Origin of the sequence: Desulfovibrio sp. 6_1_46AFAA (assembly GCF_000224635.1) — a bacterium.
Classification (GTDB): Bacteria; Desulfobacterota; Desulfovibrionia; order Desulfovibrionales; family Desulfovibrionaceae; genus Desulfovibrio; species Desulfovibrio fairfieldensis.
Map to the genome: position 1 here is coordinate 471,647 of NZ_JH114300.1, position 12,411 is coordinate 484,057.

The 12,411-nt window shown below is 57.0% G+C and carries 11 protein-coding genes, 1 tRNA gene and 1 other RNA gene; 4 read left to right on the plus strand and 9 right to left on the minus strand.

What is annotated here, in order from left to right; all coding sequences use genetic code 11:
- Positions 1 to 915: 915 nt before the first annotated feature.
- From HMPREF1022_RS01895 to HMPREF1022_RS01935, 9 genes are all read right to left on the minus strand, one after another.
- A complete protein-coding gene (locus tag HMPREF1022_RS01895; RefSeq protein ID WP_009301633.1) occupies positions 916 to 1,947 on the minus strand; it encodes a polysaccharide deacetylase family protein in 1,032 nt (343 codons plus the stop codon).
- An 84-nt stretch (positions 1,948 to 2,031) separates the two neighbouring features.
- Positions 2,032 to 2,108 (minus strand) — tRNA-Arg (locus HMPREF1022_RS01900).
- Positions 2,109 to 2,579: 471 nt separating this feature from the next.
- Positions 2,580 to 3,104, minus strand: a complete 525-nt coding sequence (locus tag HMPREF1022_RS01905; protein WP_232221529.1) for a hypothetical protein — start codon at positions 3,102 to 3,104, stop codon at positions 2,580 to 2,582.
- A gap of 165 nt (positions 3,105 to 3,269) precedes the next feature.
- Positions 3,270 to 3,728: a PTS sugar transporter subunit IIB gene (locus HMPREF1022_RS01910; protein WP_008684160.1), complete on the minus strand. Its 459-nt coding sequence runs from the start codon at positions 3,726 to 3,728 to the stop codon at positions 3,270 to 3,272.
- 3 nt (positions 3,729 to 3,731) lie between these two features.
- Positions 3,732 to 4,175: a PTS sugar transporter subunit IIA gene (locus HMPREF1022_RS01915; protein WP_008684161.1), complete on the minus strand. Its 444-nt coding sequence runs from the start codon at positions 4,173 to 4,175 to the stop codon at positions 3,732 to 3,734.
- A gap of 34 nt (positions 4,176 to 4,209) precedes the next feature.
- Positions 4,210 to 5,163: an RNase adapter RapZ gene (gene rapZ / locus HMPREF1022_RS01920; RefSeq protein WP_009301635.1), complete on the minus strand. Its 954-nt coding sequence runs from the start codon at positions 5,161 to 5,163 to the stop codon at positions 4,210 to 4,212.
- 76 nt (positions 5,164 to 5,239) lie between these two features.
- Positions 5,240 to 5,779: a ribosome hibernation-promoting factor, HPF/YfiA family gene (hpf, locus tag HMPREF1022_RS01925; protein WP_008684163.1), complete on the minus strand. Its 540-nt coding sequence runs from the start codon at positions 5,777 to 5,779 to the stop codon at positions 5,240 to 5,242.
- A gap of 37 nt (positions 5,780 to 5,816) precedes the next feature.
- Positions 5,817 to 7,247: an RNA polymerase factor sigma-54 gene (gene rpoN / locus HMPREF1022_RS01930; protein WP_009301636.1), complete on the minus strand. Its 1,431-nt coding sequence runs from the start codon at positions 7,245 to 7,247 to the stop codon at positions 5,817 to 5,819.
- A 241-nt stretch (positions 7,248 to 7,488) separates the two neighbouring features.
- Positions 7,489 to 9,132, minus strand: coding sequence for a CTP synthase (locus tag HMPREF1022_RS01935; protein WP_008684165.1), 1,644 nt, complete (start codon positions 9,130 to 9,132; stop codon positions 7,489 to 7,491).
- Positions 9,133 to 9,347: 215 nt separating this feature from the next.
- On the opposite strand from HMPREF1022_RS01935, the gene HMPREF1022_RS01940 reads away from it, so the two are divergent.
- The 4 genes from HMPREF1022_RS01940 to rnpB all read left to right on the plus strand — a co-directional run bounded on the left by HMPREF1022_RS01940 (position 9,348) and on the right by rnpB (position 12,397).
- Positions 9,348 to 10,157 carry a phosphoribosylformylglycinamidine synthase subunit PurQ gene (locus HMPREF1022_RS01940; protein WP_008684166.1) on the plus strand — a complete coding sequence of 270 codons (810 nt, stop codon included), beginning with the start codon at positions 9,348 to 9,350 and terminating at the stop codon, positions 10,155 to 10,157.
- 221 nt (positions 10,158 to 10,378) lie between these two features.
- A complete protein-coding gene (locus HMPREF1022_RS01945) occupies positions 10,379 to 11,173 on the plus strand; it encodes a Nif3-like dinuclear metal center hexameric protein (protein ID WP_009301637.1) in 795 nt (264 codons plus the stop codon).
- A gap of 16 nt (positions 11,174 to 11,189) precedes the next feature.
- The gene (locus tag HMPREF1022_RS01950; RefSeq protein WP_008684170.1) at positions 11,190 to 11,966 is read left to right on the plus strand and encodes a zinc ribbon domain-containing protein; all 777 of its coding nucleotides are present in this window, start codon (positions 11,190 to 11,192) and stop codon (positions 11,964 to 11,966) included.
- A 72-nt stretch (positions 11,967 to 12,038) separates the two neighbouring features.
- Positions 12,039 to 12,397: RNase P RNA component class A (gene rnpB / locus HMPREF1022_RS16465), an RNA gene on the plus strand.
- The last annotated feature ends 14 nt before the right edge of the window (positions 12,398 to 12,411 follow it).

Below are 12,411 nucleotides of genomic sequence, written 5' to 3' on the forward strand. Positions count from 1 at the left end.
GATGTTTTACCTCTTTCGGATAGCGCATTAAAGAACTCCTGAGAAATATACAGCATATTTTTCAGGCATGGACGGCAAAAAATATTTTCTCCTGAATATAGCGGCTATTATTCCCCCCTCACAGTAGCCGCATAACCACACAGCTATATTGCGTACAGTGAACTCGGATCGTGTCCGGGTTTGTGTAAAAGCATCCCTTTTCCACTCCATATCTGCCTTTGACCGCCATAGCGCATGGCGGTCAGGTTAAGCGGGACACCCCAAAAATATCCGGCTGGCCAAAAGTCCATCCCACGTCAAAGTATAGCTTTTTACTCAGATTATACTCATAAAAACATTTTCTAATCCTATCGGCATCAAAAATTATCGCTATAGGCTAACGCCTTTCAAAGGGGCAATCTGCGGGAAAAAAATCATCATTCTTTGGCCGCATGACTATTTTTTGAGCGATTTTGATAACCTAGTTATTTAGAAAGCTATATATAATTTATATAGTTATTTATTTCAAATTTTATATAAATTATAAGATAAACACGCTTCGCTTGCTGTTGCATCTGAAGGCACATGTACCAGTCTTGTCAGCCTATGATTATGAGGTACTGGGGTATTAACGTCTCGAAACAGGAAGAAATACGGCGTGGCCGCGCGCTATGCTGCATAGCAAATATTCCAGTCCGGGAGTGTCATTTAGATCCTTTCCATGGGATTGGATCGACACGCTCGAATAATGGCCTTGCTGGTCCGTGAAGAAGGAATCAGTGCGGCTGGTGCCTGTGCTTGCCGGGCTGGATGCCAGTGGCAGAAAGAAATACGCACAGCCGAAGAAGAGATGGCGTTGGGGAAAAGCGGAGACAATATCCCCTAAGGGAAAGGAGCAGAAGGCTTTCAGAGAGTAACTGAGAGTCCAGGGAAGGACTACTCCGCTATTTCTTTGGCGGATGGCCTCCGACCAGTGCCGTCCACGCCAAAGCGAGTGTCCAGAGCCTTATTGTCGCCGGGTTTGTTAAAGTAACCGTCTCGCGTGCGCCAAGGCTGCCCCATGGCCAACAGCTTTCCCGCAGTCACGAAATGATATCCTCTGCCGCGTAATTCACGCACCACACCTGACAACAAGGCCGCTGTGCCCTTGGGCACGCGATTGGCATGAAAGAGAAGAATGGAACCGGGACGCACCCGGCGTGCCACATCCGCAGCCAGTTCTGGGCGGCTGTTATCCGCCATGACCTCAGCCACCACATCCCATTGGATGACCTGCAGCCCCAGATGGGCCAGAAGTGTCAGGGCCTGATCCGTACAGCGCCCGTACGGCAGGCGAAACAAATTCGGTACAGCGGCGATGTCCGGCAAGGATGCGCCTTTTTCCGCTGCGCCCCGGAGGATTTCCCCGCGCAGAATTTCATATTCCGCCTGCGTCCAGAGAGCCTGATCGCGCATGTTTTGCGGATCCATAATCCCGAAATTACCGTGCGACCAGGCATGGTTGCCGATCTCGAACAGAGGGTCGGCCATGACCTGCTTGGCGCGCTCCGCATGGGTGCGCATCCATTTGCCGCCCATGAACAGCGTGGCCGGGATATGCTCGCGCCGCAGGAAATTGATGGCGTCCGCGTCGTAGCCCGTGGTGGTTGTTGCCAGTTCGCAGAGATCAAATGTCAATGCCACGGCCTTCACACCCTCAGGCAGCATCACCCGCCGAATGCTCCCCTCTTCCTGAGGCGGCAGGGGCGGCAACTGCATACGCGGCAGACGTCGTTCCGGTGGGGCGCTGTTGTTGGGCAGGGCACGCCGCTGATCGGCGGGCGTGGCCTGCCAGAGATGTTCAAAAGTGTGTGCATCCTCAATGTTGGCTGGCTTATCGGTCCGGCTCCAGACCGCCAGAGGAGGCAAACAGCAGGCCACAACGACGCAGAAGATAAAGCAATAAAGCCGGATTTCGGTATTCGCCATGAGTGTTCCCTTTTCCGACGCTTGAATTGCCGGCCGTATAAAAAAACAGGCAGCCGCAAAAATGCAACTGCCTGCGTTCATGACTGGTGCGCCCGGCAGGAATCGAACCTGCGGCCTACAGCTTAGGAGGCTATCGCTCTATCCAACTGAGCTACGAGCGCGTCGCCCCACTTGTAGGGGCTCTTTTTACGCATGTCAAGAACAGGGCTGCTGGAGGCCAAGGCAGACGCATCTAATTTCAGCTTTTGCTGACCTCTTATTTGACGGGATTATCCGTCAAAACCAGCCTTTTTGGCGCTGGCGACGTCATCTGGGGCTTTTTGCTGCTCATGTACTTGAGTACATTCCGCGCAAAAAGCGCCATTTTCCTTGCCAGCGCCGAAAAATCTTAGTTTTTAGGATTCTCCCGGCACCAGCCATCCGCCTGCGCTTCGCTCCGGCGGAGCAAAGGTGGCTTTGCCTAACTCCGTAGCGTGGTCAGATAATTCTATTAACTATTTTAAATAATTAAATTATAAACACGCTGGCCGCGTTTTTTTAGATGCGTCTGCCCTGTGCTGGAGGCTCGGTCTTGTCCATCCGTATCGGACAAAACGGGCTATGCAACACTGGGAAAACGGTATCCCGAGCCCTCAGGGCAGGCTTTTCTGTCCGGCCCAGATCAGCAAGGCCAAGGCTCCCAGGCTGCAGGCCAACACCATGTACGCGCGTCGGGTTCGCAACGAAAGTACCGCGCCCATCAGGGCCGCCCCGTACAGCATGGGCCAGCTCAGTACCGACAGTTGCGGCAGGGCCTGGCGCGCCGACAGCACGGCGATCAGGCAAAATAACAGGGCGTAACATACGACGTACAGCATGAACTGCCAGAAGGCCCGAAGCAAAACAACATGCAGAACAGCTTGACCGGGCGTAAGGACAAAACAATCACCGGCGCACCAGGCTTCTACCCTATCCACTAAATAATTTTCATGGATGCGCAGGCTGCGCTCCATAAAACCGCCCAAATAGGCGGCCAGAATGACCAGTATCAGGGGCAACAAAAGAGGACCCGGCCGGTTCAGCCCGAAATGCGAGGCCAGAGGAAAAAGCAGCAGAAAGCTCAGGCTGCCGAAGGGGGGCACTACGCTGCCCAACTCCAACACATCCAGCCAGAGCAATTCAAGAATGATGCCGAGTGAGAGCGCCAGAGCCCAATCGGAGGTGTAAAAGCCCGTGATCAGCGCGAGGCATATGGGCCTGTCCAGCAGGCCGATGATGCATGAGGAACGAGCCGCCCCAGCCAGGACAAAAAAAAAGCGTACGGAAGCCCCGTGTATATCAGCTCAGAAAAGTTGATCATAAGAGCCTCGTACGTTTTCAGTGGGAACGCAGCGGAAGTCCAGCTGCACAAGGTGCTGCTGAATAATGCGTAAATCTTCCCTGTCCTGTGCTGAAAGCGCCACATGGGGCAGTAATTGCAATTTGTCCGGCCCGTAGTGCAGATTGCCCATATTGAGCACCGGCATTTCAATGCCCTCATCACAGGCCCGGCGGGCATCCTGGCAGTTGGCAAAAAGCACGAAGCTGTCGTCTCCGCAGGCATCCAGTGTGGCAGCAAGTTCGCGCACCGGGATAAAATGAGTGATTACGCGCTGGGGTATGGCCAGCTCCACAATCTGCCGGCGTAATAGATCCGTAGCCAGTTCGTCATTGGCCACTACCAGATGTTTGGCGCCGGTATACGGCAGCCATGCCTCGATCACCTGCCCGTGTACCAGGCGATTGTCCACGCGAAACCACATTGCTCAGTCGCCCGTTTTGTCACGGGCCTTGTTCCGCAACATGCTGCCGGCCACCACAATACCTTTGGCCCCGGCTTCACCGGCGATGCGGGCCAGTTCGTTCAGCTCTTTGTCGCGGGACGTGAACACCTTCAGAAGCATGGGCAGATTGACGCCGGTCACCACTTCCACCTTATGGCTGCCCAACAGGGAAAGGGCCAGGTTGGTGGGGGTGCCGCCGAACATATCCGTAAGAATAATAACGCCCGCGCCCTTATCCAGGCGTTGGGCCGCGTCGTCCAAACGGCGCACTGTTTCAGAAACTTCATGCGCCACGTCAACGCTGATGGAACTGCAATCGCTCAGCGGTCCCAAAATAAATTCGGCCGTACGCAGCATGGCAGAACCGTAGTCCGCATGGGAGACCACAATGATCCCGACTTGTGTCGTCTTGCTTTCATCCGTCATGGCATTCCTCACGGTTCACAACCTGCCAGCTTTTTCAGCCAAGTTCAAGGTGCCGGTGCTCCAGAGAGGTCGGGTAGTCCGCCTGGCGAAGCGCCTGTGACAATTCTTCGGCCATAGCCACCGAGCGGTGCCGCCCGCCGGTGCAGCCCACGGCGATGGTAATCCGGTAGCGGCCTTCGGCCTCCATCAGGGGCAACATGAAAAAAAGCAGGTCCAGCAGTTTCTTGCGGAATTCCACCGCGCTGGACGAGGCGAAAACATAATCGGCCACGGCCTTGTCCTTGCCGCAAAGGGGGCGCAGCTCTTCCACAAAATACGGGTTGGGCAGAAAGCGCAGATCAAAAACCGTGTCGGCTTCTCGGGGCACGCCGTACTTGAAGCCAAAGGAAATCACATTGACGCGGATAGCGCGCAATTTGTCCTTGTTGCCGCTCCAACGCTTTTGAATGGAACGCCGCAGGTCATGGATGGAAAAACGCGAAGTGTCGATAACCAAGTCGGCCATTTCCCGCAAAGGGCGCAGGCGGTTGCGTTCGGCGGCCAGGGCGGCTTCAAGGCCCATGCCCTCCCGCTCCAGCGGATGCGGGCGGCGGGTGGTGGCGTAGCGGCGCATGAGCTCCTGCGCGTCAGCCTCCAGAAACAGCAGAAGCGGACGGATACCCTTGGCGGCCATAACGCTCAGGGCGTCGTTGATTTCATCCGGGAAATTGCTCTGACGCATGTCCATGCCCAAGGCAATGCCCATGAAATGACTCATGGAAGGGCGTTCCATCATAGCGGCCATTTCCGGGGCCAGACTTGCGGGCAGACCGTCCACGGCGAAATAGCGCAGATCTTCAAAAACCTGCACGGCCGTACTTTTGCCCGCGCCGGAAAGACCGGTGACAATACAGACCTGCACAGGGCGGTCATGGGCGACTTTGGGCGTGTCAGCAGATGAATCCGGATCGGACGGGCTGCGGCAGGGGGGCTGCTGTGACGTGCTCATACGTATACTTCACTGGGAGCCACCGGGCCGATCTTCGTGCGAAGACAGGCCCGGCGGAAAAAGTATGGCGGAACGGCTACAACACGGGATCAATCAGGGCGTAGCCTGTAGTGCGCCGACGGTAAACCACATTGACGCGATTGCTTTCGGCATTGAGAAAGACCAGAAATTCGCTGCCGATGGAATCCAGTTGCATCAGCGCCTCATCCAGGTGCAGCGGCTTTGGCGCGAAGCGGTCCGTGCCCACCACGGTCTGACTTTCCTCGGGCTGGGCTTCCAGATTGTAGGTAAAGACGTCCACATCGGCATTGCGGGCCTTACGGCGTTGTTCCTTGACGCGGGACACCTGACGCTTGATCTGGGCTTCCACCTTGTCGGTCACAAGGTCGATAGCCGCGTACATATCGGAGGTCTGCTCGGTGGCGTTGATATGCAGGCCCTCGCCGGAAACGGTCACTTCGCAACGATGGCGGAATTTATCCACCGTCAGCACGACGCTTACTTCCAGACCCGCGGACTTGCCATAAAACCGCCCCAACTTTTCCATGCGGCGGCGGGCATACTTCTTCAAATGATCGGAGGCCTCAAAATTCTTGAAGGCGAAAGAGATATTCATGCGTTCCTCCTTGGGATTGCAAAGCACCGCTGTGAGATCAGAAGTGCTCCTTACGCCGTGACGACGAGGGAATGTCCAGCGCCGTGCGGTACTTGGCCACCGTACGCCGGGCAATATTCACTTTCAGGCGCTCCTTGAGCATTTCTCCGATGCGTTCGTCACTCAAGGGGGCCTTGGAGTCTTCATCGGCTATGAACTTCTTGATCAGCGCCTTAACGCTTTCCGAGCCGACCTGACTGCCGTCGTCCAGCTCAAGGCCGCTGTTAAAGAAGAACTTCAGCTCAAAAATCCCGTGGGGCGTCGCCACGTATTTGTTGGTAGTGATCCGGCTTACGGTTGATTCGTGCATGCTGATATCATCGGCAATGTCTTTCAGAATCAGCGGAGCCAGTTTGGTGACGCCGTTTTCAAAAAACGGCTGCTGGTGGCGCACAATGCTCTCCACCACCTTGTACAGCGTACGCTGGCGTTGATACAGGCTCTTGATCAGCCAGGAGGCCGAGCGCATTTTTTCCGTACAGTATTCTTTTTCCTTATCCGAGGAAGATCCCATATTCATCTGGCAGAGCGAGGAAAGCTGCAACTGCGGCAAACCGTCTTCATTGAGCAGAATGACGAATTCATCGCCCATCTTGTACACAAAGACATCCGGGCTCACATAGGTGGGTTCGCCGCCGCCGAAACTGGCGCCGGGCAGTGGATCAAGGCTCTGGATGATGTTCAGATATTCCTTGAGTTCCTCCATATCCAGCTTGAACTTGCGCAGCAGAGGCTTGTAGCGCTTGGCCTCCAGATCTTCCAGATGGGACTGGACCAGATCGAGAAGAATGGGATCCCGGTCATAGTTCAGACTTTTCAGCTGGATCAGCAGACACTCGCGCGCGTCGCGCGCGGCCACCCCTATGGGATCAAAAAGCTGCACTCTTTCCAGCACCGCCCGCACCTCGTCGGGCGTGGATGTGGTCATCTCCGCGATTTCTTCCAAGGTGGCCTGCAAATAGCCGGAGGAAGACAGATTGCCGATGATGACCTCGCCGATTTCCTTTTGCGCCTCGGTCAGCATGGAAAGGCGCAGCTGCCAGAGCAGATGCCCTTCCAATGTGGGCTTGGCGGCATAACGGGCTTCCAGAGGAGAAATTTCTTCAGCCGCTTCAAAGTCACGCGGCTGTACTTGGCGCGGAGTGCTGGCGAACTCGCCGAGATAGTCCTCCCACGAGGCATCCTTGGCGAGTTCCTTGTCGTAGACCTCTTCTTCAACGGCCTCCCGGCGCTCTGTCTGGGAGGCCTGATCCGAAGAAGACTCATCACCCGAGAGCTCCTCAAGAAAAGGATTGTCCAGCATCTCCTGCTGCACGGTTTCCAGTAGTTCCACGCGCGAGAGCTGAAGCAGCTTGATGGCCTGCTGTAACTGCGGCGTCATGACCAGTTGCTGAGCCAATTTCAATTGCTGACGAAGTTCCAGTGCCATGTCTGCTCTTTTAGGCTGATAAGCTACAATGTCTGAACGGAGTTCTCATTTACAAAAATTGTGCCATATGCTGAAAAATTATGCAATAGACGGAAGCTGCGAACAAAAAGGGAAAGGCCGCAAGGCTTGCGCCGGGTGGCGGCCCCTACGGAAACCGCAGGGAACCAAGTCTCAGTTACGGCAAAGGGGAGGCCTCAGGCCTCCCCTTTCATACATCACAAGCCAAGCGACAAAACGGCGCTCAGGCTTTGGATTGCTTTTTGGCCGCCTTGATGAATTCGCGGAACAAAGGATGGGCTTCCATGGGGCGGGATTTGAACTCGGGATGGAACTGACAGCCCAGGAACCAAGGATGGTCGGGCAGCTCCATGATTTCCACCAGAGAGTCGTCCGGCGCCGTGCCGCTGAAGGCCATGCCCTTCTGGCCCAGAATTTCCTTAAAGGCATTGTTGAACTCATAGCGATGGCGATGCCGTTCGTCCACCATATCCTTTTTGTAGGCTTCGTGGGCCTTGGTGCCGGGCAATACCTTGCAGGGATAGGAACCCAGGCGCATGGTGCCGCCCTTATCGCTGCTGGCGTCGCGTTTTTCCACATTTTTGGTGCGGAAGTCGAACCATTCGGTCATCAGGTAAATAACCTTGTGGTCGGACAGAGGATTGAACTCCTCGGAATTGGCGTCGTCCAGACCGGCCACATGGCGGGCAAATTCAATGACCGCGCATTGCATGCCCAGACAGATACCGAAGAAGGGCACGTGTTTTTCGCGGGCGTAGCGGATAGCCGCGATCTTGCCCTCCACGCCGCGGTAACCGAAGCCGCCGGGCACCAGAATGCCGTCACAGCCCTTGAACACTGAAGCCGCGTTGTGTTCGGTCACATTTTCGGAGTTGACGTAGCGCAACTCCACAGCCACCCGGTTGGCCACGCCGCCGTGGATCAGGGCTTCGTGCAGGCTCTTGTAGGCTTCTTTCAGGTCAACATACTTGCCCACAATGGCAATGGTCACCTTGCCCTGGGGATTGGCGCTGTCGTGAACCAGCTTTTCCCAGGATTCCAGGTGGGCATTGCGCGCGGGCAGGCGCAGCATGATGGCGACTTTCTGGTCAAAACCTTCCTCATAGAACTTGAGGGGCACTTCATAAATGTTGTCCACGTCCACGGAGGAAAAGACCGCGTCCTGGTCCACATTGCAGAACAGGGCGATCTTTTTGCGCATTTCCTGGGGGATGCTCTGTTCGCAGCGGCAGAGGATGATGTCCGGCTGGATGCCGATGGAAAGCAGCTCCTTGACGCTGTGCTGGGTAGGCTTGGTTTTGTGTTCACCGGCGCAACGCAGATAGGGCACCAGGGTCAGGTGAATGTTCAGGCAGTTGTCGCGCCCCAGTTCCGAACGCAACTGGCGGATCGCCTCCAGGAAAGGAAGACCCTCAATGTCGCCCACCGTGCCGCCGATTTCTATGATAGCCACGTCCGGCGCGCCCTCGCCCTCGGCCAGGGAAAGCACAGTATGCTTGATCTCGTCGGTGATGTGCGGGATCACCTGCACGGTGGCGCCCAGATAGTCGCCGCGCCGCTCTTTGGCAATGACGTGATTGTAGATGGAGCCCGAGGTGGTGTTGTTTTTGCGCGACATGGGCACGTTGAGGTAGCGCTCGTAGTGGCCCAGATCAAGGTCGGTCTCGGCCCCGTCGTCGGTCACGAAAACTTCGCCGTGCTGGAAGGGGTTCATGGTGCCCGGATCCACATTAATATAAGGATCCAGCTTCTGAATGGTCACCGACAGGCCGCGCGTCTGTAAAAGCGCGCCCAGCGAAGCGGCCGCCAAGCCTTTGCCCAGTGAAGACAAAACCCCGCCCGTTACAAAAATAAATTTGGTTTTCATGGCCTCCCACCTGTTTTGCTTGAATGCACGGTTCCGCGTAACCGCATGCTGATACACCCAATTGATTTTTTTGGCTAGCATTGACTAAGTCTGATAAGGTAAGTAGTGTAATTTTCCCTTTTTCAGCATGCGTCCCGCCGTGTGGTTGGACGCGCGGCCCTACCCCGCTCCGGGCCGGGCGTATTTCAGGCTGCTCCTAAGGAGGCTCCTCCCGCATGGCTACAGTCAATACTCTGGTCATCACCGGCTACGGTACTAATTCCCATCTGGAAACCGCGCATACGGCCCGCTTGGCCGGTTCCGACAGGGCCGACGTGGTGCATTTCTCCGATCTGGTGGCGGGCAACGTATGCCTTGCGGACTACCATTTTCTGATTTTCCCCGGCGGCTTTCTGGACGGCGACGACCTGGGCGCGGCCCAGACCGCAGCCATGCGCTGGCGCTATTTGAAAGACGCCCAAGGCACGCCGTTGCTGCAAAGCCTGCGGGAATTTCTGGACCAGGGCAAGCTGATCCTCGGCATCTGTAACGGCTTCCAGCTGCTGGTCAAGCTGGGCGTGCTGCCCGCGCTGGGCGGCGTCCGCTTCGAGCGCCAGGCATCCTTGGGTCACAATGATTCCGCCCGCTTCGAGGACCGCTGGGTGCATCTGCTGCCCAATTCCGACAGCCCCTGCGTGTTCACCAAAGGCCTGCCCCTGCTGGCCATGCCCGTGCGCCATGGCGAGGGCAAGCTCATTCCCCGTGACGAGGAATGTCTGCGTCGTATTGCGGCCGAACAGCTCATCGCTCTCCAATATGCCGACCCGGAAAGCGGCAAGCCCACGCAGGAGTATCCTTATAACCCCAACGGCTCGCCGCTGGCCATTGCCGGACTCACCGACCCCACAGGACGCGTGCTGGGCCTCATGCCGCATCCCGAAGCCTTTCACCATGTGACCAATCATCCCGCCTGGACCAGGGGCGAACTGGACCCGCCGGGCACCCTGCTGTTCGTCAATGCCGTGCGCTATCTGCGCGGCCAGTAGCTGGCCCGGCCTTGACAAAGCCGACTTATACGGACAGAATATCAAGATTAACCACAACATCGTGCAACAGCCGTGTGGTTCGCTCAGAGCCGCGCGCGTCAGACAAGGTGTGTACACGTTTGCCGCACATTCCCGCTTTCTTTTTTTACGCCGGATGATTTTTTAAGGCGCTTTCTCTGTTCAAGTGCAAGAAAGTGCCTTTTTTATTGAGGGCAATATCAATGCAACTCATTGAAATATTTAGCGCCATTGAAAAAATCGCGCCTCTCGACGCCGCCGCCCCCTGGGATATCTCGGGCCTGCAGGTAGCAGCGCACAGAAGTGAAGCCGACATGCTGGCCGTCTGCCTGGACCCCACGCCCGCCTCGGTGCGTCAGGCGCTGGAACGGGGGGCGCAGTGCATTTTGAGCCACCACCCCCTGGCGCTCAAGCCCGCCCTGCCCCGGCGTCTGGACGCCTACCATGAAGTTCTGTGCCTGTTGCTCGCTGCGGATGTGCCGCTCTATGCCGCCCACACCTCGCTGGACGTCAACGCCGACGGTCCGGCGGGCTGGCTGGCGCGCGAGCTGGAACTCGGCAACCTGGCGGTGTTGGAAGCCACGGCCCCGCCGCTGGCTGCGGCTCCCCTGCCGCTGGGCTTCGGTTTGGCCGGTGATCTGCCCGCGCCCTTGAGCCTTGCGCAAATCACATCCGCTCTGGCCCGGCACATTGATCTCTCCACGGCCACGGTCTGCGGCCCCGTACCGGAAAGCATCTCGCGCCTGGCTTACTGCACCGGTTCCGGTTCTTCCCTTCTGCGGGAAGCGCGCGCGGCAGGCGCCCAGCTTTTCATTACCGGCGACGTCAAATACCATACGGCGCTGGAGGCTGAAATCTGCCTGCTGGATGTGGGGCACCACAGCCTGGAGGAAGAAATGATGCGCCGCATGAGCGGCTTGCTGGCGCAACGCCTCAGTGGCCTGAACGTCGTTTTCGTGCCTTCGGTTTCACCGTTGCGCCCCGTCCTTTTGCCATGACTCCCAGGAGGAATATATGAGCAGTGCCGTTTACTTGGATCAGATAAAGCAGTTAGTGGAATTGCAGAAGGTGGATGACGCCATCTTCGCTGTCAAGCAGGAGCTGGAAAGCGCGCCCCGCGAGCTTGAGGATCTGGAGCAACGCTTTGAGGCCGCCGAGGCTCAGCGCAATCGCGTCCTGGACAAGCTGGCGCATCTCCAGGAACAGCAGAAACGCCTGTCCCTGGAGATTGACGACGATTCCGCCAGGATCAAAAAGAGCAAAAACAAGCTCATGCAGGTGGGCAATACCCGCGAATATCACGCCATGATGCGTGAAATGGACAGCATGGAGAAAATCAACCGCTCCCGTGAGGAAGAAAAGATGACCCTCATGGAAGAATTGCAGTTGCAGAACGACACGCTGGCCGAAATTGATCGGGATTACTCCGCCCTTAAAGCCGAGCTGGAAGTCAAACGTGAAGGTCTGGAAGAAAAGCTGAAGAAAGCCGGAATCAATCTGGATTCTCTGAACCAGAAGCGTGCTCAGGTCAGCAAGGCCATTCCCCAGCCCGTGTTCATGCGCTATGAGTTCATTCGCGTGCGTCTGGAACATCCGGTCATTGTGGCTGTGACGGACGGCATCTGCTCCGGCTGCAATATCGCGGTGCCCCCGCAGTCCTTCATTGAGTTGCAGCGCGGCCAGCAGATTCTGAGCTGCCCCAACTGCCAGCGCCTGATTTTCTGGTGCGAGCATTTCAGCCTGCCGGAAGAGGCTGTTGCGGCTCCCAAGCCTGTACCCCTGACGGATTAGCTTGAGCCTTATTGGGACGCTCTGCCTCCGGCCGGTAAAGCGTCCGTAAAAATCTCCGGCCGCAAACAAGCGGGAGCCGGACAGACCGTCGCTGCGGGCCATTGGCCCGGAGAGGAAAGTCCGGGCTCCACAGGGCAGGACGCTGGGTAACACCCAGGAGGGGCGACCCTCGGACAGCGCCACAGAAAGCAAACCGCCGTGCTTTGCGCGGTAAGGGTGAAACGGTGGGGCAAGAGCCCACCAGATGCCGCGGTGACGCGGCATGCTCGGCATACCCCGTCTGGAGCAAGACCAAATAGGGAAGGCGGCCGGCCCGGCCCATGCCTTCCGGGTAGGTTGCTTGAGGGCGCGGGCAATCGCGCTCCTAGAGGAATGACGGTCACATGCGACTTGTCGCATGACAGAACCCGGCTTATCGTCCGGCTCCCGCTTGTTGTCAGAGGCT

What these genes read in the sequence shown, in the direction of transcription:
- HMPREF1022_RS01910 (WP_008684160.1), bottom strand. Translation starts at nt 3,728, where the DNA reads ATGTGGTTTCGCGTGGACAATCGCCTGGTACACGGGCAGGTGATCGAG.
- hpf (WP_008684163.1), bottom strand. Translation starts at nt 5,779, where the DNA reads ATGAATATCTCTTTCGCCTTCAAGAATTTTGAGGCCTCCGATCATTTG.
- HMPREF1022_RS01915 (WP_008684161.1), bottom strand. Translation starts at nt 4,175, where the DNA reads ATGACGGATGAAAGCAAGACGACACAAGTCGGGATCATTGTGGTCTCC.
- HMPREF1022_RS01940 (WP_008684166.1), top strand. Translation starts at nt 9,348, where the DNA reads ATGGCTACAGTCAATACTCTGGTCATCACCGGCTACGGTACTAATTCC.
- HMPREF1022_RS01895 (WP_009301633.1), bottom strand. Translation starts at nt 1,947, where the DNA reads ATGGCGAATACCGAAATCCGGCTTTATTGCTTTATCTTCTGCGTCGTT.
- HMPREF1022_RS01945 (WP_009301637.1), top strand. Translation starts at nt 10,379, where the DNA reads ATGCAACTCATTGAAATATTTAGCGCCATTGAAAAAATCGCGCCTCTC.
- HMPREF1022_RS01935 (WP_008684165.1), bottom strand. Translation starts at nt 9,132, where the DNA reads ATGAAAACCAAATTTATTTTTGTAACGGGCGGGGTTTTGTCTTCACTG.
- rapZ (WP_009301635.1), bottom strand. Translation starts at nt 5,163, where the DNA reads ATGAGCACGTCACAGCAGCCCCCCTGCCGCAGCCCGTCCGATCCGGAT.
- rpoN (WP_009301636.1), bottom strand. Translation starts at nt 7,247, where the DNA reads ATGGCACTGGAACTTCGTCAGCAATTGAAATTGGCTCAGCAACTGGTC.
- HMPREF1022_RS01950 (WP_008684170.1), top strand. Translation starts at nt 11,190, where the DNA reads ATGAGCAGTGCCGTTTACTTGGATCAGATAAAGCAGTTAGTGGAATTG.